Origin of the sequence: Actinoplanes teichomyceticus ATCC 31121 (assembly GCF_003711105.1) — a bacterium.
Taxonomy (GTDB): domain Bacteria; phylum Actinomycetota; class Actinomycetes; order Mycobacteriales; family Micromonosporaceae; genus Actinoplanes; species Actinoplanes teichomyceticus.
This window is the reverse complement of the sequence record NZ_CP023865.1, coordinates 5,553,018-5,574,615: the sequence shown is the minus strand read 5'-3', so window position 1 is coordinate 5,574,615 and position 21,598 is coordinate 5,553,018. Positions and strand designations below refer to the sequence as shown.

At 74.9% G+C, this 21,598-nt stretch carries 21 protein-coding genes; 10 read left to right on the top strand and 11 right to left on the bottom strand.

The window, feature by feature from the left end; genetic code table 11:
- Window positions 1–2 precede the first annotated feature (2 nt).
- Window positions 3–890, top strand: coding sequence for a carbohydrate ABC transporter permease (locus tag ACTEI_RS24600; protein WP_122979825.1), 888 nt, complete (start codon window positions 3–5; stop codon window positions 888–890).
- On the top strand, window positions 891–1,790 hold the full coding sequence (locus ACTEI_RS24595; protein WP_122979824.1) for a carbohydrate ABC transporter permease: 900 nt from the start codon (window positions 891–893) through the stop codon (window positions 1,788–1,790).
- Here the strand turns inward: ACTEI_RS24595 and ACTEI_RS24590 are convergent.
- The 6 genes from ACTEI_RS24590 to ACTEI_RS24565 all read right to left on the bottom strand — a co-directional run bounded on the left by ACTEI_RS24590 (window position 1,748) and on the right by ACTEI_RS24565 (window position 9,572).
- Window positions 1,748–2,605 (bottom strand): inositol monophosphatase family protein, encoded by an 858-nt coding sequence (locus ACTEI_RS24590; RefSeq protein ID WP_122979823.1) that lies wholly within the window; start codon window positions 2,603–2,605, stop codon window positions 1,748–1,750. The genes ACTEI_RS24595 and ACTEI_RS24590 overlap by 43 nt on opposite strands.
- A complete protein-coding gene (locus tag ACTEI_RS24585) occupies window positions 2,598–3,935 on the bottom strand; it encodes a hypothetical protein (RefSeq protein ID WP_145830926.1) in 1,338 nt (445 codons plus the stop codon). Before ACTEI_RS24585 ends, ACTEI_RS24590 begins: the two co-directional genes overlap by 8 nt.
- A gap of 58 nt (window positions 3,936–3,993) precedes the next feature.
- Window positions 3,994–4,704, bottom strand: a complete 711-nt coding sequence (locus ACTEI_RS24580) for a SemiSWEET transporter (protein WP_122979821.1) — start codon at window positions 4,702–4,704, stop codon at window positions 3,994–3,996.
- A 326-nt stretch (window positions 4,705–5,030) separates the two neighbouring features.
- Window positions 5,031–5,852, bottom strand: coding sequence for an HAD family hydrolase (locus tag ACTEI_RS24575; RefSeq protein WP_122979820.1), 822 nt, complete (start codon window positions 5,850–5,852; stop codon window positions 5,031–5,033).
- Complete coding sequence (locus ACTEI_RS24570) at window positions 5,852–7,357, bottom strand: mannitol dehydrogenase family protein (RefSeq protein WP_122979819.1); 1,506 nt, start codon at window positions 7,355–7,357, stop codon at window positions 5,852–5,854. The genes ACTEI_RS24575 and ACTEI_RS24570 overlap by 1 nt, the downstream gene beginning before the upstream one ends.
- A gap of 187 nt (window positions 7,358–7,544) precedes the next feature.
- Entirely contained in the window at window positions 7,545–9,572 is a 2,028-nt protein-coding gene (locus ACTEI_RS24565; RefSeq protein WP_122979818.1) for an acyltransferase family protein, read from the bottom strand.
- Window positions 9,573–9,802: 230 nt separating this feature from the next.
- Between ACTEI_RS24565 and ACTEI_RS24560 the strand changes: the two genes are divergently transcribed.
- Both ACTEI_RS24560 and ACTEI_RS24555 read left to right on the top strand, forming a co-directional pair.
- Window positions 9,803–10,966 (top strand): sigma-70 family RNA polymerase sigma factor, encoded by a 1,164-nt coding sequence (locus ACTEI_RS24560; protein WP_122979817.1) that lies wholly within the window; start codon window positions 9,803–9,805, stop codon window positions 10,964–10,966.
- Window positions 10,966–11,130, top strand: a complete 165-nt coding sequence (locus tag ACTEI_RS24555) for an alpha helical protein (protein WP_122979816.1) — start codon at window positions 10,966–10,968, stop codon at window positions 11,128–11,130. Before ACTEI_RS24560 ends, ACTEI_RS24555 begins: the two co-directional genes overlap by 1 nt.
- 14 nt (window positions 11,131–11,144) lie before the next feature.
- On the opposite strand, the gene ACTEI_RS24550 is transcribed toward ACTEI_RS24555, so the two are convergent.
- On the bottom strand, window positions 11,145–12,230 hold the full coding sequence (locus ACTEI_RS24550; RefSeq protein ID WP_122982379.1) for an SDR family oxidoreductase: 1,086 nt from the start codon (window positions 12,228–12,230) through the stop codon (window positions 11,145–11,147).
- Between the two features lie 267 nt (window positions 12,231–12,497).
- Here ACTEI_RS24550 and ACTEI_RS24545 point away from each other — a divergent pair, with 267 nt between their 5' ends.
- Window positions 12,498–13,037, top strand: a complete 540-nt coding sequence (locus ACTEI_RS24545) for a hypothetical protein (protein WP_122979815.1) — start codon at window positions 12,498–12,500, stop codon at window positions 13,035–13,037.
- A 22-nt stretch (window positions 13,038–13,059) separates the two neighbouring features.
- Here the strand turns inward: ACTEI_RS24545 and ACTEI_RS24540 are convergent, their stop codons facing one another.
- Window positions 13,060–13,482, bottom strand: coding sequence for a DUF4383 domain-containing protein (locus tag ACTEI_RS24540; RefSeq protein ID WP_307837892.1), 423 nt, complete (start codon window positions 13,480–13,482; stop codon window positions 13,060–13,062).
- Window positions 13,483–13,697: 215 nt separating this feature from the next.
- Here ACTEI_RS24540 and ACTEI_RS37330 point away from each other — a divergent pair, with 215 nt between their 5' ends.
- Complete coding sequence (locus ACTEI_RS37330) at window positions 13,698–13,865, top strand: hypothetical protein (protein ID WP_164466078.1); 168 nt, start codon at window positions 13,698–13,700, stop codon at window positions 13,863–13,865.
- A gap of 1 nt (window position 13,866) precedes the next feature.
- Window positions 13,867–14,169, top strand: coding sequence for a hypothetical protein (locus ACTEI_RS24535; RefSeq protein ID WP_122979813.1), 303 nt, complete (start codon window positions 13,867–13,869; stop codon window positions 14,167–14,169).
- 205 nt (window positions 14,170–14,374) lie between these two features.
- On the opposite strand, the gene ACTEI_RS24530 is transcribed toward ACTEI_RS24535, so the two are convergent.
- Window positions 14,375–15,124: a MarR family transcriptional regulator gene (locus ACTEI_RS24530; RefSeq protein ID WP_122979812.1), complete on the bottom strand. Its 750-nt coding sequence runs from the start codon at window positions 15,122–15,124 to the stop codon at window positions 14,375–14,377.
- A gap of 239 nt (window positions 15,125–15,363) precedes the next feature.
- Here ACTEI_RS24530 and ACTEI_RS24525 point away from each other — a divergent pair, with 239 nt between their 5' ends.
- The 3 genes from ACTEI_RS24525 to malQ all read left to right on the top strand — a co-directional run bounded on the left by ACTEI_RS24525 (window position 15,364) and on the right by malQ (window position 19,169).
- On the top strand, window positions 15,364–16,029 hold the full coding sequence (locus ACTEI_RS24525; protein ID WP_122979811.1) for a DUF4097 family beta strand repeat-containing protein: 666 nt from the start codon (window positions 15,364–15,366) through the stop codon (window positions 16,027–16,029).
- 243 nt (window positions 16,030–16,272) lie between these two features.
- On the top strand, window positions 16,273–17,088 hold the full coding sequence (locus tag ACTEI_RS24520; protein WP_122979810.1) for an alpha/beta fold hydrolase: 816 nt from the start codon (window positions 16,273–16,275) through the stop codon (window positions 17,086–17,088).
- A 218-nt stretch (window positions 17,089–17,306) separates the two neighbouring features.
- Window positions 17,307–19,169 (top strand): 4-alpha-glucanotransferase, encoded by a 1,863-nt coding sequence (gene malQ / locus ACTEI_RS24515; protein ID WP_122979809.1) that lies wholly within the window; start codon window positions 17,307–17,309, stop codon window positions 19,167–19,169.
- 167 nt (window positions 19,170–19,336) lie between these two features.
- Here the strand turns inward: malQ and ACTEI_RS24510 are convergent, their stop codons facing one another.
- On the bottom strand, window positions 19,337–20,401 hold the full coding sequence (locus ACTEI_RS24510; RefSeq protein WP_122979808.1) for an ROK family protein: 1,065 nt from the start codon (window positions 20,399–20,401) through the stop codon (window positions 19,337–19,339).
- Window positions 20,402–20,475: 74 nt separating this feature from the next.
- On the bottom strand, window positions 20,476–21,594 hold the full coding sequence (locus tag ACTEI_RS24505; RefSeq protein WP_122979807.1) for a substrate-binding domain-containing protein: 1,119 nt from the start codon (window positions 21,592–21,594) through the stop codon (window positions 20,476–20,478).
- Window positions 21,595–21,598: the final 4 nt, after the last annotated feature.

The following is a 21,598-nucleotide window of genomic DNA, read 5'->3' as shown; positions in this document are numbered from 1 at the left end:
CGATGAGGGTACGGCGCAGCTGGCGCGGGCGGCTCGGCGACCTTCCGGTCGCGTTGACCTTCCTGGTGCCGGCGGTGCTGGCCGCCGTCCTGCTCCGGCTCTGGCCGACCTGCCGGGCGCTGTGGGACAGCCTGCACAGCTCGCCGCTGGGGATCGAGCCGACGCACTGGGTCGGCCTCGCCCAGTTCCGGGCGCTCCTGAGCGACCCGGACTTCCTCAACTCCCTCAAGGTCACCGCGCTGTTCGGGATCGTCGTGAACCCGCTGCAGATCCTGCTCGCGCTGGTGCTGGCGGTCGTCCTCAACGAGCGGATCCGGGGCGCGGGCGTGATGCGCACGCTGGTCTTCCTGCCGGTGGCCATCCCGCAGAGCGTGTCGGCGGTCATCTGGGCGGTCGCGTTTCGCCCCGACGGGCCGCTCAACGGCCTGCTCGCCCGCGCCGGCATCGCGGGGCAGGGCTTCCTCACCGCGCCGGACCAGGCGCTGGCCTCGATCATCCTGGTCGTCTCGTGGATCGGGGTGGGCTACTGGATGATGTTCCTGATCGCCGGTCTCAAGGAGATCGACCCACAGCTCTACGAAGCCGCCGCGCTGGACGGCGCCGGCCGCTGGGCCCGGTTCCGGCACGTCACGATCCCGCAGCTGAGCCGCCAGCTCACGTTCGTCCTGGTGGCCGACACGGTCTCGAACCTGCTGGTCTTCGCCCCGGTGAACATCCTCACCGACGGCGGCCCGAACGGCCGGACCGATCTGATCATGAACGACGTCTTCGACCGGGCCTACAACCAGGGCGACCTCGGGGCGGCGGCGGCCGGGACCTGCGTCGTCGTGGTCATCGCGCTGGCCGTCGTCCTGATCCAGTTCCGGCTCCTGAACAGGGGAGGTGGCTGAGTGTCCACCGGCACCGTGCGGCCGGCCGCCGCCGGCCCGGATCCGTCGGCGGGCGAGCGCCGGCCCGCCACCCGGCGCCGGCCACGCGTCGGGACGGCCGCGCTGGGCTCGTTCCTGGCGCTGCTGTTCCTGCTGCCGCTGTGGTGGACCGTCGCCGGGGCGCTGCGCCCGCAGGACGAGACGTTCGCCACCCTCTTCCCGGTCTCGCCGTGGACGATGCTGCCGCGCGAGGTCACCCTCGCCAATGTCGGCCGGCTGTTCGACGCCGGCTTCGCCCGCGCCATGCTGAACTCGGCCGTCGTCACCCTGGGGACGCTCGCCGGTGGCCTGGCCGTCTGCGCGGCGGCGGCGTTCGCGCTCGCGGTGCTGCGGTTCCCCGGCCGGGGCGCCGTCCTCGCCGTCATGGTGGTCTCGTTCCTCATCCCGTTCGACGCCATCGCGATCCCGCTGATGTCGATCTTCCGGGAAGCGGGGCTGTCGAACTCGTACCTGGCGCTGATCCTGCCCGGCATCGGCAACGGGTTCGCCGTCTTCCTGCTGCGCGGCTTCTTCCTCGGGATACCGCCCGAACTGGCCGAGGCCGCGCGGGTCGACGGGCTCGGGTGGTGGGGGGTGTTCTGGCGCATCTACCTGCCGCTGTCCCGGCCGGCGCTGATCGGCGCGGGGCTGATCCTGTTCGTGTTCCAGTGGCAGGCGTACCTGTGGCCGCTGCTGATCGCGCCGGACCCGGACATGAAGGTGGCGCCGGTGGCGATCGCGCAGTTCGCCGGTCAGCAGGGGGTGGACTTCGGGGCGATCTTCGCGGGCGCCACGCTCACCGCGCTGGTGCCGCTGCTGGTGCTGCTCTTCTTCCAGCGTTACTTCACCCCGTCGGTGTCGGCCTCCGGGCTCAAGGGCTGAGGTCCCGGGCCGGCCGCCACGAGGATCCGGCGCAGCGGTTCCCAGAGCGCCGGTGGCCCGGCCAGCACGTCACCGCTGTGCGGCCAGGTGTCCGGCGTCACGCCGGTCAGGTCGCCGACCACCCCGCCGGCCTCCTGCACCAGCAGGGTCCCGGCGGCGCAGTCCCACGAGTGGATGCCGGGCAGCCACGCGCCGTCGGCGCGGCCGGTCGCCACCAGGGCCAGCGCCGCCGCCGCGCTGCCCCCGCGGCGCAGGTCCCGGACCCGGGGGGTCAGCGCCGCCACCATCCGGCCGGTGTACGCCCGCTGCGCCGGGGTGCCGAGATTGACCTCGATCAGGGCGCGGGTCAGGTCGTCGCCCCCGCTGACCGTGGTCCGCGTGCCGTCGAGGCAGGTGCCGTCCCCGGCCGACGCCTCGGTGATCCGGCCCAGGGCCGGTTCCAGCACCACCGCGGCCAGCAGCCGGTCACCGGCGGTGTCGGCGGCGGCGACGCTCACCGACCAGTCGGCCCGGCCGTAGAGGTAACTCGTGGTGCCGTCGATCGGGTCGATGATCCAGTGCACGCCGCTGTGCCCGGCCGCGCCGCCGTGCTCCTCGCCGAGGATGCCGTCGTCCGGGCATCGCCGGGACAGCACCGCGCGGATCGCCGTCTCCGCCTCACGGTCGGCCTGACTGACCAGGTCCGCGGGACCGGCCTTCTCCTCGATCCGCAGCCGGTCCGCGTGGTCGCGCCACCCGAGGGCCACCTCCGCGCCGGCCTGTGCGGCCAGCCGGGCGATCGCGCGCAGTGCGGCCGGTGTCCGGTTGTCAGCCACGGGCCGGCCGCTGACTCTGCGCGGTGAGGAGCCGCCAGGTGTCGTGCCCGACGGCGATCCGGGCGGCCGGGGCGAGCGCCCGCATCAGCGGTTCCCGGATCGCTCGCCGCGGGTGGCTCAGGCTGTCCAGCGACTGGGCGCTGAAGTGCAGGTAGGCCAGCAGCACGGCGGTCCACGGCAGGCACGCCGCCACCGGGGCGCGAGCCGGCCCGGCCAGGGTGGCGGCGAGCACGGCGGCGGCGCCGAGGGGTACGGCCACGGTCCGCCGGCCCGGCAGCAGGATCACGACCAGCGTGGCGACGCCGCCGGCCAGCGCACCCAGCACCGGAGCGCCGGGCTCGTGCACCGGCGTGGTCAGGAGCAGGCCGGTGACCGCCGCACCCGCGCCGGCCAGCACCAGGGCCAGGTTCCAGGGCGCGGTCGCCGGCGTACGGCCGCGCAGGGCGGCCCAGCGTGCCGGCGATCGGCCCGGGGTGACCGTGGCGGGCAGCCAGCGGGTCAGCGCGAGCATGTGCTCCCGGGCGAGCGAACCGTCCGCCGTCCAGCTCACCCGCCCACCGTCCAGCCGGGCGAAGGCGAGCGACTCGACGGCCCAGCGACTGGTGACGAACGCGATCCCGTACGCCCACAGGGTCACCGCGGCGGCGAGCGCCAGCCCCGGCCGATCGCCCAGGTCCACCGCCATGGCCAGCCCGGTCATGCCGCGTACGACGTAACCGGCGCCCACCGTCAGCCACAGCGACACCAGCACGGGCGTGACGCGGGGTGTGCCGCCGCTCCCGCGGCCGGTGGCGGCCGACCGCAGCGCCTCGTACGCGACGGCCACGCCGAACACCCCGGCGATCATCGCCAGCACCGTGCCACCCAGGCGCAGGCCGGGCAGCAGGGCGACGCCGACGGCCACGCCGAGCCGCGCGGTGGCGACGACGGTGCTGGCGGTGACGCGTTCCCGGGCCAGCTGCGGCGGGCCGGGCAGGCGGCCGCGCCGGGCCCGGCCGGGGTGACGCTGGTCGGCGGCGAAGCCGCGGATGTCGTTCCACTGATATCGGGCCGGGTAGACCAGCAGCTCCAGCACGACGAGACCGATCAGCGCCCGCAGGACGGTGTCGCGGCTCGCCCCGCCCTCGGCCAGCACGCCGAGCCCGAAGGCCAGCGGCATCAGCAACGCCTTCACCGCGTCGCCCGGGCGCGGCATCACCAGGTAGGACAACAGCGAACGGCCGGCCGGCGCGCTGGGCGGACGGGCCCACGTCGCGGGCGGGATGAAGGTGACGGCGCGCTGCCCGGAGCGGCTCGCCGCAACAGTCGGGAAATCATCCGTGCGTGACATGGCGCAGGCTACCCGCGCGGGTGCGGCGCAAACTCCGGGAGTGCGGCGCCGGCCGCCGCTAGGCGGCCGCCAGCACGAGCGCGTCGGCCGACTCGGCCTCGGTGCTTTCCGCGATGATGGCGGGCCGGGTCGCGGCGGAGGTCCGTGCCGGGCGTGCCGCGGTCGCCAGCACCCAGCACACCACCAGGGAGCTGGCCAGGCCGGTGAGGCCGCAGATCAGGACGGCGGGCTGGGCGACTCCGTGCCCGTACCCGCTCCAGCAGAGGTTCGCGGCGGCCGCGAAGGCCCACCGGGCCGGCGAGACGCCGGACAGGTCCTGGCCACGGTCGCGCAGCAGGGCCAGCGGCTGCGGGATGTTGGCCACGACGACGGCGACGGTCAGCACCGCGCCGAGCACCGATCCGGCGGCCCGGCCGCCGATGCCGGGCAGCTGGGCCGCGCCGGCGGCGGCAGCCGTGGCCAGCAGCAGCACGAGCGCGGCCCCGGCGCCGGCCCCGGCCCGGCGCCGGCTCAGCGCGGGCTGCGTGACCAGCAGGGCGGTCAGGACGGCGACCCCGGCCACCGCTGCCACCGTGTTCGTGACGACCTGGACCCGGTCACCGATCAGCAGCCCGTACGTCACCCAGCCCACCGGCAGGGCGACGCCCAGCCACGTGGCGGTGAGGGAGAGCCCGGCGGTGCGCCGGCGGACGCACGACGTCCACACCTGCGGCCAGAGCAGGGCCATCGACAGAGCAGCGGCGAACCAGCCAAGGACAGTGATGAGCATGAACTTCCGATCGACGACGGCGGGTCTTCGTGCCGCGCTGGAGCGCGGCGGCCGTCTGCCGTATCGGTGCTGCTGGAAGGCCACTGAGCCGGTTCGGAAGCGGGCAACGGCACGCTTCCCGGCCGGCAACGCGGTCGCACCCGGACCCGCCGGCCGGGGGTCCGGGCGCTGGTCGTGCCGGGTCGTCGCCCCACTGCCGGGCCGCCTCGGCGATCACCGGGCCGGCCGGCTCAGGGGCCGCGGCGCGCCGTCCCGCGGCGCGCGGCATCCGGGCCCGACGTCGTGGCCGACCGGCGCGGTGCGGCCCGTCCCGGACGGTCCGGCGCTCATCCGGCGGCGTGCCGCGTCCCGACCGGCTCGCCGAGCAGCGCCGCCGCCAGCTGCGCCCAGGAGTGGATGACGGTGCTGGCGCCGGTCTCCAGCAGGGCGCGTGCGCGGGCGTCGCGCTCGCGCGGGGCGACGAAGGTGACGTTCCCGACGGTGCGGATACCGGCGGCGACGGCCGACTGCGCTCCCGGCAGCGAGTCTTCGACGGCCAGCGCCTGCCCGGGTGCGACGCCGAGCTGCCCGGCGGCGTGCCGGTAGATCGCGGGATCGGGCTTGCTGGTCGGCCGGGGGAGCGAGTCCTCGGCGCTGTACCGGCGGTGCGCGGGGATCAGCTCGGCGAGGCCGGTGGCCCGGAAGCACGCGTCGAGCCGGGACAGCGCGCTGGAACTGACCGCGGCCAGCGGGTAGCGCTCCGCGAGCTGATGCAGCGGTTGCCGGACGGCCGGGTCGGGGCGCAGCACCCGTCCCAGATGGTCGCTGACGATCCTCTTCTCCTGCGCGACCCAGTCGTCGAGCGTCGCCGCGGTCAGCGCCGGCCGGCCGGCGCCGTCCCGGCCCGGACGGCGGCCCGGGTGCAGCGCCGGTTCCACGGCGACGCCGTGCGCGATGGCGAGATCGATCGCGGTGGTGCGGAAGTTCTTGCCGGTGGTGGTGGCCAGCAGCTGCTCGGCGGTGTAGGTCTGCCGGACGCCGAGGGACGCGAGGAAACGGTTGGTGACGTCGGCGGAGGCGACGAAGGCGGGCTCCTCGGACGGGAACAGGCTGCCGTCCGCGTCGAGCAGCAGGACCCGCGGGTCATCCGCGAACGCGCGGCCGGCCATCAGCGGACCCCCCGGACGGCCATCCAGGTCTCGATGGTCTCGCGCGGCCCCGCTCGCAGCGCCTCGGACGCGACGTGCAGGTCACGGACGAACTCCGGGTCGTCGGCGAGGCTGTCGAACAGCTCGCGGACGGTCAGCAGGGGCCGCGGGTTCAGCCCGTCCTCCTGCGCGAGCGGGACCAGCTCGTCCTCGCGGGGTCCCTCCACCGTGATCGGATCGCCGGCGTAGTCCTCGCCCTGCAGGTAGCGGAACCAGCCGGCGACGGCCAGGGTCAGCATGGGCGCGGGCCACCCGCGGTGCCGGCTCTCGGTGATCGAGGGCAGCAGGTAGGACGGCACCTTGGTGGAGCCCCGCCGGCACAGCCGGGAGAGCTGGTCGGCGATCTCCGGGTTGGCCAGCCGGTCCAGCAGGGCGGCCCGGTAGGCGTCCAGGTCGATGCCGTCGACCCGGGGCAGCAGCGGGCGGATCTCGTCGACCAGCGCGGACACGTACGCGGCGTAGGCGGGGTCGGCCATCACCTCGGCGGTGGTCCGGTAGCCGGCCAGGTAACCGAGGTAGCCCAGGGCGCAGTGACTCGCGTTGAGCAGGCGTTTCTTGGTCAGCTCGTACGGGGCCACATCGGCGACGAACTGTACGCCGACCCGCTCCAGCGGCGGCCGCTCGTTGCAGAACCGGTCCTCGACGACCCACTGGGTGAACCGTTCCGTGATCACCGGCCAGCGGTCGTCGACGCCGAACGACCGGACGATCCGGTCCCGCTCCTGCGGGGTGGTCTCCGGGGTGATCCGGTCGACCATGCTGTTCGGGAAGGCGACGTTCCGCTCGATCCACCGGGCCAGCCCCCGATCGCGCAGCTCGGCGAAGGAGACCACCATGGTGCGTGCGGCCGCGCCGTTGCCGGGGATGTTGTCGCAGGACAGCACCGTGAACGGCGGCACGCCCGCGCGGCGGCGGCGGTCCAGCGCCTCGACCAGGTAGCCGAAGACGGTGTCCGGCCGGCCGGGGTCCTCCAGCTCGGAGGCGACCAGCGGGTCGTCGCCGGAGAAGTCGCCGTCGGCGTTCAGGTGGTAGCCGTTGCCGGTGATGGTCAGCGTGACCAGCCGGGTCGCCGGGTCGCTGAGCGCGTCGAGCACGGCCTCCTGTTCCCGGGGCGCGTACAGGTACCGGCCGATCACCCCGACCACCCGGGCGGTGGTGCCGGAGCCGTCCCGCTCGACGACCATGTACAGGCAGTCCTGCGCCTTGAGGACCTCGCCCATCTGCGGGCTGCGCAGGCCGACCCCGATCAGTCCCCAGTCGCCGGCGAGGCCGCGGCGGGCCAGCTCGTCGAAGTAGACGGCCTGATGGGCGCGGTGGAAACCGCCCACGCCGATGTGCACGACACCCGGGCGTATCGCGCCGCGGTCGTACCCCGGCGCCTGGACGGCCTCGGGGAGCGCGTGCAGGGTCGCGTCCGACAGCGGGACGAGGTCGGTAAGGGTCCCGGTAGTTTTCTGGGCATACATGATGATCCATCCGACATAGAGGAGGTTCCGGTTAGGTGGGGGCTCCGGCTACCCCGCGGCCGATCGGTTACACCCCCGGACTCCCGGGCGGCCGACCGGTCCCGGTCATGGTGCGGCGTGGCCGGGCCGGGAACCAGCCGCGCGCCGGCCGCGCCGCGGCGCAGGGGTCCGCCGGCTGAACGGCGGGTCAGGACGTCGGCCGGGTGTGCCGGGCCGATCCGGGCGCCGGGTGGGTCGCAGGCGTGCCGGTGGCGACCGCCGCCAGCCGGGGCAACAGCCAGGGCGCGATGATCCGCTGGACGCCGGCCGGGGTGTAGTGCAGGCCGTCGCCGCGGACCCGGACGCCGCCCACCCGCCAGGTGAACCGGCCGCCCGGGCACACCACCGGGTTGAGGTCGAGCACGGTGACCCGGCCCGGATGCCGGTCCGCGGCCGCGTGCAGCAGCCGGTTCCACGCGTCCACGCGTTCCGGCCGGTCCTCCGGGTAGAGGCTGCCGTCCGGCCGTTCCGCCCGGCGGGTGTAGGCGGCGGTGAGCAGCACCACGGCGGCCCCGCGCGACCCGGCGACGCGTACCGCCCGGTCGAGCTGCGCGCTCAGATAGCCGTCGTAGGCCGGCTCGCCGACATGCTGGTAGCGGCCCTGGTACCGGCGGTCCATCAACTCCCAGCGGTTCAGCCCGATCACCGCGACGTCGGGATCGTCCCGGTCGATGCCGCGCTGCCAGCGCTGCGCCCACGACGTGCACCCGGGGTAGTTCGTGTGCGGGCTGTCCAGTTGGCGCAGGTCCGGCAGGGTGGCGATGCCGCAGCCCTGGACCGCCCGGACGCTCGTCCACATCCCGGGATGAGCCGGCAGGTACGCGCCGATCGTCCAGGCCACCGAGTCGCCCAGGAAGGTGACGCGGGGCTCCCGGCCGGCGCTGCGGGGCCGTCCCGGCCGGTCGATCGGCGCGACCGGGCCGGCCGGCTTCGGGACGGGCGCGGCGACGGTGGGGATCACCACCGGCGGCGCCGCGGCGGTGGCCGACTCCGGCGGGACGGTCGTGGTCCACCCGATCGCGGCGGTGACCACGCCGAAGGCGGCGCCCGTGGCGACCGCCGGCACCCGCCGGGGCAGCCGCCGGCCCAGCACGCCGCGCCGGATCGGCTGCTCGATCAGGTGATAGCTGACGACGGCGACGGCCAGCGTCCCGGCCAGGCGGACGGCCAGCAGCGGCCACCGGGACAGGCCGGTGGCCTCCGCGGTGACGAAGGTGAACAGCGGCCAGTGCCACAGGTACACCCCGTAGGAGATGCGGCCCAGGCCGACCAGCGGCGGCAGGCTCAGCAGCCGGGCGAGCGGGGACCGGGGCCGGACCACCACGTGGCCGACGACGAGGGCGGCGGCCACGGCGGCGCCGGTCAGGCCGCCCCGGTACAACCAGCCCGCCTGTTCCGAGGCGTAGTGCCAGAACCACAGCGTGGCGACGGCCGCGGGCAGGCCGAGCGCGCCGGCGACGGCGTACCGGAAAGGGGTGTGCCGGGCGGCGGGCCGCAGGAGCACGGCCGACGCCGCGCCGATCAGCAGCGCCTGCGCCCGGGTGTCGGTGCCGTAGTAGGCGCGGCCGATCGCGGACACCTGGAAGAGCCGGTCGCAGAGCAGCTGCGAGCCGGCGATCCCGGCCGCGCACAGCACCAGCAGCAGCGCCCGCGAGCGCCGGAGCGCGAACCGGGCCAGCAGGCCGGCCACGATCAGCGGCCAGAGCAGGTAGAACTGCTCCTCGATCGCCAGCGACCAGGTGTGCTGCAACGGCGAGGGGGTGGCGGTGGCCGCCACGTAACCGGTGCCCCGGAAGATCATGCGCCAGTTCGCGACGTACCCCAGTGCGGCGTACGCGTCCGCGCGCAGCAGCCCGAGCGCGTCGCGGTCGAGCACCAGTCCGGCGGTCACCACGGTGGCCAGCACCGTGGCCAGCAGCGCCGGCAGCAGGCGCCGGGCCCGCCGCGTCCAGAACCTGACCAGGTCGATCCGGCCGTCCCGGAGATGCTCGGTGAGCAGCAGCGACGTGATCAGGAAGCCGGACAGCACGAAGAAGGCGTCCACGCCGAGGAAGCCGCCCGCCAGCGCGCCGACCCCGGCGTGGAACAGCAGGACGGCGGTCACCGCCAGGGCCCGGATGCCGTCGAGGGCGGGCTGGTATCCCCACGCCGGAGCGCGGCCGGGCTGCTGCGACATGCGGCTTCGTCCTCCGGCGGGTGATCGGACGGATCGCATACCACAATTTCGGAGCCGCAAACGGGTACGAACTGCGGCATATCCTCCGCCCAGGCCGGCCCCAAGCTCCCGCCAGGTGCCAAACCACCGGCCAGCCGCCAGCGACCAGAATCAATGCCGTTGTTTCAGCCGGTCCCGCTGGGGCACACGCCGCCTGCACGGGATTCCCGAGCACGAAGGCGAGGACGGACATGCGCTTCGAGCAGCAGACCGCGACAGACCCGACAGGCTCGCGCGGCACCGGCACGGTACGGGAGGACTTCGACGAGATGGCCCGGCGCTACGCCGCCGAGCGGTCGGTCGGCGACAGCACCCGGGCGTGCCGGTTGCGCGACGAGATGGTCTGCGCGGCGATGCCGCTGGCCGTCCGGCTGGCCCGGCGCTACCGTGGCCGGTCGGAGCCGCTGGCGGACCTGGAGCAGGTGGCCCGGCTGGGCCTGGTGAAGGCGGTGGACCGCTACGACCCGGAGCGTGGATCGTTCACCGCGTACGCGATCACCACCGTGCTCGGCGAGCTCAAGCGGTACCTGCGGGACTGCACCTGGGGGGTGCACGTGCCGCGCCGGATGCAGGAGATGGTGCTCGACGTCGCCCAGCACGAGAGCGAGCTGACCGGCGAGCTGGGCCGGCAGCCCACCACCTCGGAGACGGCACGCCGGGCCGGGATCGACGCCGATGACCTCGACCGCGCCCGGGTGAGCGCCGCGGGATACCGGCCGGTCTCGCTGAACCTGCCGGTCAGCGAGGACGGGGCGCAGCTCGGCGACCTGTTCGGGCAGCTCGACGACGCGCTGGAGGGAGTCGTCGACCGCCTCACCGTCGCCGACCTGATGGCCGCCCTCCCGGACCGGGAGCGGCACGTCGTGGTGTCGGTCTTCTACGGCGCCCGCACCCAGGCCGGCATCGCCGAGGAACTGGGCATCTCGCAGATGCACGTGTCGCGGATCCTGTCGCGGGCGCTGGCCTGGATGCGCGAGGGCCTGCTGACCGACCGGGTGCCGCGCTGGCCGGCCGGAGCCGACCGGATGCGAACGACGTTCGAGATCGGCAGCCGCCTGCTGGCGACCCGGGACCTGGAGATCCGGCTGGCCGGCGAGATCGACCGGGACAACGCCGGGGACCTGCGTACGGCGCTGCTGGACCTGATCCGCCGGCAGCCCGCGGGCCGGCGCGTGCTCCTGCGGATGGGCGGGGTCCCGCTGCTGGACGCCGCCGGCCTACGGGTGCTGCTGGCGGTGTACGAGGCGGCCCGGGCCCGTGGCGTCGTGGTCGTCGCGACCGGGCTGACCCCGTTCGTCCGCAAGATCGCCGTGATGTCGGGTCTCCAGCCGATGCTCGCGGCCGAGGACAGCTGATGGCGGCCCGCGCCGGGGAGACGGCGGAGAAGTCCCGGTACTTCCGGTGTGCCCGGTGCCCGGAGCGGGTCTTCGCGGCGGCCGGCACGGCGATCCCGCCGTGTCCCAACGGCCACACCGAGTTCACCAGCCGGATGCAGCAGGCCCGGGGCCGCCGGGCCTGAGCCGCCCGGCCCGGTCAGTGCCGCCGGGCGCGCCGGACGGCGAGACCGGCGGCGAGCACGGTCCCGGCCAGGACTGTCCCGAGGCGGGCAGACCCCGCGGCCGGCACCGGCGCCCGCTGGCGCCGGGCACGGCTCAGCGCCGCCATCACGATCTCGCCGGGCCGGCGTCGCCGGCCGATGAGCGTGGTGAACGGGCTGTGCCGCAGCACCCGGCCGGGATGGCCGCCGTTCACCCGGCCCGGCTCGGCGACGGGTCCGTCGAGATTGTCCACGCCGCTGTCCGGGCGGCCGGCGCGCTGTGTGCCCGCGCCCACCCGCCGGATCGACAGCAGCGCGTCAGTCAGCGCCGGGGCCAGGCGTTGCCCGAGCATGAGGCCGGCCGCCGCGCCGCCGACCGGGATCTCCCGCCGGGGGTGCGCGGCCGCGTACACCAGCGTGTCGGCGACGATCTCCGGCGCGTACACCGGCGGCGGCGGTTTCGCCATGGCGCCCAGTTTGCTGCGGGCGTGCTCGAAGAACGGCGTGTCGATCGACGCGGGCAGGATCGCCGTCACCGCGACCGGCGCGCCCTCCAGGGCCAGCTCGGCGCGCAGGCTGTCGTAGAAGGCGCGGGCCGCGAACTTGCTCGCCACGTACGGGCCCTGCAACGGCACCGCGCATGCCCCCTCGGCGGAGACCACCCCGATCAGCACGCCGCCGCCGGCGCGGCGCAGCGCCGGCAGCGCGGCGTGGGCCCCGTGCACCTGGCCCAGGAAGTTCACCCGCATCACCCGGTCGAACTCGGCGTCGGTGATGTCCTCCACCCGGCCCCACACGCCGACGGCGGCGTTGTTCACCCAGGTGTCGATCCGCCCGTACCGGCGCTCGGCGGCCTCGGCGAGAGCGCGCACCGCCCTCGGGTCCGCGACGTCGGTGGGTACGGCGACGGCTGAGCCGCCATCGGCGTGGATCCGGGCGACCAGCGTGTCCAGGGCGGGCGCCCCGCGGGCGGCGCAGACCACCCGCGCGCCCCGGGCCGCGAAGGCCAGCGCGGCGGCGCGGCCGATCCCGCTGGAGGCCCCGGTGATGACGACTACCTGCTCGGATATCGGTCTCGGCATGTTCTCGTGCTCCTCCCGTCGTGACCGGCCGCTACCCGGCCGGGCCGCGGATGCGGCCGCTACCGGGTCCGGCCGCTGATCGGCCGCTATCCGGCCGTGGACCGGCTGATCGGCCACTACCCGGCCCGCCCGTGGACCGGCTGATCGGCCACTACCCGGCCCGCCCGTGGACCCGCTGATCGGCCACTACCCGGCTGGGCCGCGGATACGCCGCCCCGGCGCCGGTGCGGCGGGAGTAACAGCGGCGCCGCCGGGTAGTCGGCGGTCATGTGGAAACGGGCGGTGTGGCAGGGAGCGGTCGCCGGGCTGGCGGGCGGCGCGGCGATGACCGCGGCGGAGAAGATCGAACAGCGCCTCACCGGGCGGCCGGACTCGTACGTGCCGGCGCGGGTGCTGGCCCGGCTGACCGGCCGCCCGGAGGAACCGGGACGGCCGCCGTGGTGGCTGAACATGACGATGCACTACGGGCAGGCCGTGCTCGTCGGGGTGGTGCGCGCGGTGATGGCGCGCTCCGGGCTGCGCGGCCCGTGGGCGTCCGGCATGTTCACCGTGCTGCGGCTGACCAACGACCAGATCCTGGAGAACGCCACCGGGGTGGGCGCCCCGCCGCAGACCTGGCCGCGCCGCGAGCTCGCCGTCGACGTGCTGCACAAGGCGGTCTACGGCTTCGTCACCGGCGCGGTCGCCGACGCGCTGGCCGCCCGGGACGGCCTGGGCCCGGGGCAGCGCCACGCCGCGGCCCGCCCCGGCCGGGTGCCCGGGGTGGGCCCGGTGCCGCGCGGCGCGGCGGAGCTCGGGCGGCGCTGAGGCCGCCCGGGGCTCCTCCGGGTCACCGATCGGTGCGGCGGGTCAGCAGCAGTCCCAGCGCGATCATGCCGAGGCCCAGCGCGAGGTGCAGCCAGTCGTCCGCGGCGTTGACCGGGACGAAGTTGGCCGCCGTGTCGTCGCCGACGACCAGGCCGTAGAGCCACAGAACCAGGTACGTCGCGCCGCCGCCGACCAGGAAGGCGCGGGCGCCCGGCGTGGTGCGGGCCAGGAGCACGCCGGCCACGCCGAAGAGCAGGTGGACGATGTTGTGCAGGATCGACACCTGGAAGAGGCCGAGCAGCTCGGCCCCGGAGTGGTGCCCGGCGAACGTCATGTCGCCGTAATCGGTGGTCAGTCCAGGGATGAAGCCCATCACGCCGACCAGCAGGAAGGTGATCGAGACGCCCAGCGCGGCGGTGCGCACGGGACTGTGCACCGACGGCATGGCGCCGGTGGCGATGCGGTTCGTGGTCATGGCACTGTCCTTTCCGGTGGACCCTTCGCATGCCCATCGGGTCGGCCCGCAAACAGGCCTTCCGATGGGCCGTTCCCGCGGGCCTTTCCGGTGCCCGGCGCCGGGGTTGAACGGCTTCCCGCGGGGAACGCGGCCGGCATGACCGCTGCCGCACGGCAGCCGGAGCGCCGACCCCGGAGGTTTCCATGACCGAGCAACCGACCAGCACGAACGAGCAGCCGCCCGAGCGCGGGGCAGCCGAGGACGCGTCCGGCGTCCCGGTCACGCCAACCGATGTGGAGGCCAGCCGCCGGCCGCCGAGCCAGCCACCCGCCGGCACGGAAGCGCCGGGCGACGACCGGAACGAGGGCTGACGTGAGCGAGCAGCCCTGGGGCGTCGACGCCGGCGATCCGCTCGACGAGGGCAGCGAGCCCACCGCGGAGGGCACCGCGGATCTGGGGGAGCGCCGCGCGGGCGCCGATCCGACCGCCTGGGACGCGAGCCGGGCGCAGGGCAAGGAGGAGCTTGCGTACGACCCGGAGGCCGAGCACGCACCCCGGGCGGGGGAGCAGGGCGGCCAGCCGAACCTGTCGCCGGACCCGGCGGTGGCGGGACGGCGCAGCAATCTCGGGCAAGGCTCGACCGACGACAGCCCGGGCACCCCGTCCGGCATCTGATCCCGTGGACGCTGCCGCGGACCGTGCCGCACGCCAGGAGCACGGTCCGCGGCACATACCACGGGCGGGGCGACCCGCCGGTGTACGCCGACCGGCCACCGCGAAGGCGCGCCGCGTCAGGGCCGGCGCAACGCGGGCGTTGTCCGGCGGCGCTGACGGCCGCGCGAAGGCGCGCCGCGCCGGGGGCCGCTCGTGATGGCGCGAGTCAGTGATCCTCCGTCGCCCCGATGCCGGTCGAGGCGGCGCCCGGGCCGGTGTGCAGGACCGCGCGGGCCTGTTCGGCGGCGCGGACGATGCTCTCGCTGATGAAGTCGAGGAAACGGGCGATGTTCTCCAGCCGGGCGGCCGCCGGGGTGTGCGGGCCGAGCACGGCGACGCCGCGGCGTGCGGTCTCGACGAGCCGGTCGTTGGCCCGGGCGCTGGCGAGCGTCGCCTGGTAGAACAGCTCGTCGTCGACGACGTAACGGTCACGGCGGCGTTCGTCGCGTTCCCGGCGGACGAGGGTCTGGCTCTCCAGGAAGGCGATCGCCTTGGAGATGGATGCCGGGCTGACCTCGAGGCGCCGGCTGAGCTGCGCCGCGGTGAGGCTGCCGTCGTCGGTGGTGAACAGGCAGGTCAGCACCCGGGCCGCCATCCGGTTCAGGCCGGAGGCCATCAGCACGGTGGTGAACGCCTCCGCGTAGTCGGCGACGGCGGCGGCGTCGCGGCCCGGCGGCTGGGGTTCCGCCCCGGCGCGCCGCGAGGAGGCGGGCGCGCGCCGGTGGGCGCGGCGTTCGCTGGCGCGGTGCGCCAGGTCGGCGCGGTAGGCGGTGGGGCCGCCGTTGCGCATCACCTCACGTGTGATCGTCGAGGTCGGACGGTCGAGACGCCGGCCGATCTCGGCATAGGGCAGGTCGTCCGCGAGCCCCAGCGCGATCTGATGGCGTTCCTGCTGGGTGAGCCTGCCTCCCGGCATCGTGACCTCCTCGGTGGTGAGCCACGTGCGTCCGTGACCTGGCCACCATAGCGTTCACCACCGAGTCATTGCAACGACAGGGGAGATGTTCGTTGCATTACCCGAACGCACGTTGCAACGATAACGCTACCTTGAGCTGCAGGAACGGGCTCGCTGTGCAACAAAGTTGTTGAAGGAAAGTGGAAAGCAACGTAGCGTTTCTGGCATCGGAAACAGCGAGCGAAACTTGGGAGAGCACGATGCGCACGTTCGACACCCCCGCCCCGATCTCCGCCGTCCTCGACATCCCGGCCGGGCACGTCCGGTTCATCGCCGCGGACCGCGACGACACCACCGTGGAGATCCGGCCGGTCGACCCCTCCCGCAGCCGCGACACCCGGACCGCTGAGCGGACCGCGGTCGCCTACGCCGACGGGGTGCTGCGGATCACCACCCCCGCCGCCGACCATCGGCTCCTCGGCGCCTCCGGATCGCTGGAGGTCACCGTCCAGCTGCCGGCCGGCTCCCGGGTCGAGGCCCGGGCCGGCGCCGCCGAGCTGCGCGGAGTGGGGCGCCTCGGCGACGTGGCGGTCGAGGGCGCGTACCGGCAGGCCAAGATCGACGAGGCGGCGAGCGTCCGCCTCACCGCGGTCGACGGCGACGTCGAGATCGGCCGGCTGACCGGTCCCGCGGAGATCAGCACCGCGCGTGGCGACATCCGGATCGCCGAGGCCGTGCGCGGCACGGTCGTGCTGCGCACCGAGTCGGGCGACATCTCGATCGCCGCTGCTGCCGGGGTCTCGGCCGCCCTGGACGCCGGCACCGGCCACGGCCGGGTCAGCAACGCCCTGCGCAACGACGGCGCCGTCGGCCTCGACATCCGCGCCACCACCGGGCACGGCGACATCACCGCCCGCAGCCACTGAAGCAGCCGCCGGGGCGGTGCTGCCGGGTCCACCGGTGGCCACCGCCCCGGCCCGTATCCGGTCGCCCCGCTTCCGGCCCGTCGTGGCCGTCCCGCTTCCGGCCCGTCGTGGCCGTCCCGCTTCCGGCCCGTCGTGGCCGTCCCGCTTCCGGCCCGCTGGGGGCACCCCGCTTCCGGCCCGTCGGGGCACCCCGTTCCCGGCCCGTCGGAGCCGCCCGGACGTCCAGCGCGAACAGGAGATCACATGACGAAGAACGGCACCCCCGCGACCGGTTCGGCATGGACCGGCATGCTGGCGGTCGACGACACGGCCCTGGCCGTCACCGACACCGGCGGTCCCGGCGTCCCGGTGCTCTACCTCAACGGCCAGTTCGCCACCCAGGGGTACTGGCGGCGGGTGATCGCCGAGCTGGGGCCCGGGTGGCGGCACATCACCTACGACGAGCGCGCCCGCGGCCGGTCCCGGCGATCGGCGGACTACTCCTTCGAGGCGGCGGTCCGCGACGTCGACGCGGTTCTCGCCGCCCGCGGTGTGCGGCGCGCGCTGCTGGTCGGCTGGTCGTACGGGGCGGTCGTCGCGGCGCACTGGGCCGCCCGCAACCCGGGGCGTGCCGTGGGCGCGGTCCTGGTCGACGGCGCGTTCCCGCACGACTGGCTGGACGAGGCGATGGAGCGGCGGATCCGCCGGCTGTTCCGGCGGCTGGGCTGGTTCCTGCCACTGCTGCGCCCGACCGGCCTGACCCCGCGGATGACCGCCGAGCAGCAGGCGGACAGCAACATCGAGCTCGGCAAGCTTTCCCGGGAGCGGGAGCTGGGCCCGGTGCTGAACGGGATCACCGTTGCGGTGCGCTACGTGGTGGCCTCCGGCACGTCCTTCGGAAGCCGCGGCGACGAGCAGGAACGGATCCGTGCCAGCCTCGGCCGGGTGACCGCCGGCAACCCGAACATCCGGATCGCGGCGAAGGTGGCCAGCAACCACGGCGCGCTGCTGAGGAAGGACTTCCGGCACATCGCCGAGGCGGTACGTGAGGTGACCGCGCTCGACCGCCCCGGCCGCTGACGGGCCGCTCCGCGTCCCGGCTCTTCGCCCCCGTCGCCGGGCCGGGTGCGGGCCGCCCGCGTTCCGGCTCTACCCGGGCCGCCGGGCCGGGCGTGGGCCGTCCGGCGTTCCGGCGCCCGGCCGGGCCACCGGGCCGGAACCCGGCGTGCCGGATGTTGCACCGTGGCTGCTCTCCGTTGGGAATCGCCGGGCATCCGCGACGGTGGACCGTCGTCGGCATGACCGCCTCGTCTCCCGCCGGCGCCGTCCTCGACAGCGCCGCCCTCGGCATAGTCCCCGGATACACCGACGCCTTCGGCGTCTTCCGGGGCGTCGCCGACCGCACCTGGCAGCAGCTGACCGACCGGTTCGGCCGCACCGCCGTCCCCGGCCCGGACGTCCTGATCGCCACGCCCGGGCGGTGGCATCCCCGCCTGTCCGGCCGGGTGGAGATGGAGGACAGCACGGTGGTCCGTGCCGACGGCTTCGTGGACCGGCCCGGCTACCACCGGCTGACCACCGATGACGGCGCCTCGCACCTGCTGCTGGTGGCCCCGGAGACGCTGCCGCAGCCGCCGCGCTCGTTCGGGCTCGCGGTGCAGCTCTACGCCGCGCGCAGCCGTGAGTCGTGGGGCATCGGCGACTTCCGCGACCTGGCGCTGATCGCGCGCTCGGTGGCCGCCCGGCGGGCCGGCATGATCATGGTGAGTCCGATCCATGCGATGGCGCCGGTCACCCCGGCGATGGACTCGCCGTACAGCCCGGCCAGCCGGCAGTGGTTGAACGTCCTGCACATCGCGCCCGGCGATGCGCCCGGCGCCGAGCGGGTCGACCTGTCCGACCTGGCCGCGGCGGGCCGGGCGCTCAACGCGCGGCGGCGCATCGACCGGGACGCGGTCGCCCGGCTCAAGTCGGCCGCGCTGGAACGGATCTGGGCCGCGGTGCGTGACGAGGAGCCGGCCGAGTTCCGGGCCTGGGCCGCCGGCCTGGACCCCGACCTGACGACGTTCGCGACCTGGTGCGTGCTGGCCGAGACGTACGGCGGGGACTGGCGGCAGTGGCCCGCCGGGTACGCCCACCCGCGCGGCGGCGCCGTCGCCGCGTTCGCCCGCGAGCACGCCGACCGGGTCCGCTTCCACATGTGGTGCCAGTGGGTCGCCGACCGCCAGCTCGCCGTCGCCTGTCACAGCGGCGTCACGGTGTGCCTGGACGTCGCGGTCGGGTTCGACTTCGGTTCCGCCGACGCGTGGCAGCACCAGGACCTGCTGGCCTTCGACTTCGAGGTGGGCTGCCCGGCCGACCCGTGGAACCGGGAGGGGCAGCGCTGGTCGCTGCCGCCGTTCGACCCGCACGCCCTGACCGCGGCCGGCTTCGCCCCGTTCGTGGCCCTGGTGCGGGCCAGCCTGCGGCACGCCGGCGCGCTGCGGCTGGACCACGTCATGCAGCTGTGGCAGCTGTTCTGGGTTCCGGTGGGCGGCTCGGTGGCCGACGGCGCGTACGTGCGCTATCCGGTGGACGAGCTGCTCGCCGTGCTGCGGATCGAGGCCTGCCGGGCCGGCGCGTGGATCGTCGGCGAGGACATCGGCACGGTCGCCCCGCAGGTGCGCGAGACGATGGCGGCGATCGGCATGCTCGGCTACCGGACCGGGATGGGCTGGGCGTGCTGGGCGAATCCGGAGGGGACGATGGGCGCGGCCGACAGCCACGACCAGGCCACCATCGCCGGGATCCTGACCGGTTCGGACGAGGCGGCGATGGACCGGATCGGCAAGACCTACGACGCCGGGTCCATCGCCGAGACCCGCCGGGAGCTGTGCGAGCGGGCCGGCATCGACCCGGCCGGCCGGATCGGCCCCGAGCAGGTCGCCGCGGCGGTCGTCGCCGAGCACCGGGGCCTGGCCGGCTGCCCGTCCCGGGTGGTCGTCGCCACCCTGGACGACGTGGCCGGCGTCGCCGAGCGGCCGAACATGCCGGGCACCGTCCACGAGTACCCGAACTGGCGGATCGCCCTGCCGCAGCCGGTCGAGGACCTGCTGTGTACGCCGCTGGCCGGCGCGGTGCTCGACGCTCTGGCCGGGGGCCGCGCCACGTCACCGTGGTGACCGCCGCCCGGCCCGCCGCCGCCCGGCCCGTCGCCGCGCGGCCCGTCGCCGCGCGGGCCGGGTCCGCCGCCGCGCGGGCGCGGGCGCGGGCGCCGCGGGCCCTGGCACACGACGCGACTCGGGTCCCATCGCCGCCGCCCACGGGCGCGGGCGCCGCGGCGAGCCGGTTACGCCGCGGTGCTGAGCGGGTCGTCGAGGACGGGTTCGAAGGCCAGCTCGGCCGCGCCGATCAGCGGAGCGTCGTCGCCCAGCAGGGCGGCGCTCAGACGCAGGTCGGTGCGGCAGGCCGGTAGCGCCATGGCGCGCACCCGGGCGCGGACCTCGGCGTGGCCGGTGCGGTAGAGCCCGGTCAGCGTGCCGCCGAAGACGACGGCTTCCGGGTTCAGGATGTTGACCAGGTTGGCGACGCCGTGGCCGAGCCACTCCGCGGCGCGCCGGGTGTCGGGCCCGTCGGTGCCGGCCGCGTCGATCTCCGCTTCCCAGCAGCCGCGTGAGCCGCAGCGGCACGGCCGCCCGTCCGGGTTGACGACCATGTGGCCGGCCTGCGCGCCGATGCCGTTGTGGCCGGTGAAGCCGCGGCCCCCGATGATCAGTCCGGCGTTGATGCCGCCGTCGCCGTGCAGGTGCACGACGTCGTCGAGGCCGACCGCGGCGCCGCGGGTGTGCTCGGCCAGCGCGGCGAGATCGGCGAGGTTGCCGACCTGGGCGGGGCGGTCCAGACCCAGCTCGTCACCGAGCGTCTCGCCGACGTACGCGTCGAGTTCCGGACCGTGCGCCCCGCCCCGGATCCGGCCGGCGATCGCCACCGCGCAGCCGAGCAGGGCGCCGGAGACCGGGCGCAGGGCCCGGGCGAGTCCGGCGAGCGCCCGGAGGGTGGCGCCGAGGCCCGCGCCGGGAGAGCGCGCGAGGGTACGGGCGTCCAGGACGTCGCCGCCGAGGCCGACGCGGGCGGCGCGCAGGCGGTCCGCCTCGACGGTCAACGCGTACGCGTAGCAGCCGGTGGTGTTGGTGCGGACCACCGGGGACGGGCGGCCGGCGCGCCCGCTGGCACGCGGGGCGTCCTCGCGGACCAGGCCGGCGGCGGCCAGTTCGGCGGCGAGCGCGCCGATCGTGCTGCGGTTGAGGCCGAGCTCGCTGGTCAGTTCGGCACGCGAGGCGGCGCCACGCAGGTGCACGTAGCGCAGCAGGGCACCCAGGTTGCGCCGGCGCACCGCGTGCTGGTTGACGGACACGACGTTCCTTCCGGGCAAACGACGAGCGGGTGCCCCCGGCAGAGCCGGGAACACCCGCGTGCGCTGTGCTCAGATCACTTGGCGATCGCGGACAGCTTCGGGTCGTTGGCGTACGCCTCGGCGGCGTTCGCCTTGGTGACGATGACCGGCGGGAGCAGGTACGCCGGGACGACCTTGCTGCCGTTGTTGTACGACTTCTCGTCGTTCACCTGCGGCTTGGCGCCGGTCTGCAGGGTCTTGACCATGTTGATGGTCTCGGCGACCAGCTTGCGGGTGTCCTTGTTGATCGTGGAGTACTGCTCGCCCGCCATGATCGACTTGACCGACTCGACCTCGGAGTCCTGGCCGGTGACGACCGGGATCGGCTTGCCGGCGCCCTTGACCGAGGTGATGATCGCGCGGGCCAGGGTGTCGTTCGGCGACAGCACGCCGTCCAGGGTCTTGCTGGTGTAGGTGGAGTTCAGCAGCGAGTCCATCCGGCTCTGCGCGTTCTCGGCCTTCCAGCCCTGCGTGGCGGTCTGCTTGACCTCCTTCTGGCCGGAGCCGACGACGACCTCACCCTTGTCGATCAGCGGCTTGAGCACGTCCATCGCGCCGTTGAAGAAGACACCGGCGTTGTTGTCGTCCGGCGAGCCGGAGAACAGCTCGATGGTCCACGGGCCGGTCGCCTTCTTCGCCTTCATGCCGTCCAGCAGGGCCTGACCCTGCAGCTGGCCGACCTTGAAGTTGTCGAACGCGATGTAGTAGTCGACGTCCTTGGTGTTGGTGATCAGACGGTCGTACGCGATCACCGTCGCGCCGGCCTGCTTGGCCGCCGCCACCTGGGTGGACAGCTGGGCGGCGTCGGTCGCGCCGATCACGATGACCTTCGCGCCCTTGGTCACCATGGCGGTGATCTGCGCCTGCTGGTCGGCCACGGTGGTGGACGCGCCGGCGTACTGGACGTCCGACTTGAAGCCGGCCTCCTTGAGCCCGTTGGTGAACAGGTCACCGGCGAGCACCCAGTTCTCCGAGGTCTTCGACGGCAGGGCCACGCCGATCAGGGCGTCCTTGGCGAAGCCGGAGGCGGCGGCGCCGGTGTCGCCACCGGTGGAGGTGTCGCCCTCCCGGTCGTTGCCGCCACAGGCGGAGACACCGAGGGCGAGCAGAGCCGCGGTGCTGACCGCGAGGCTCCGGGTGAAGAAGTTGCGCATGGTG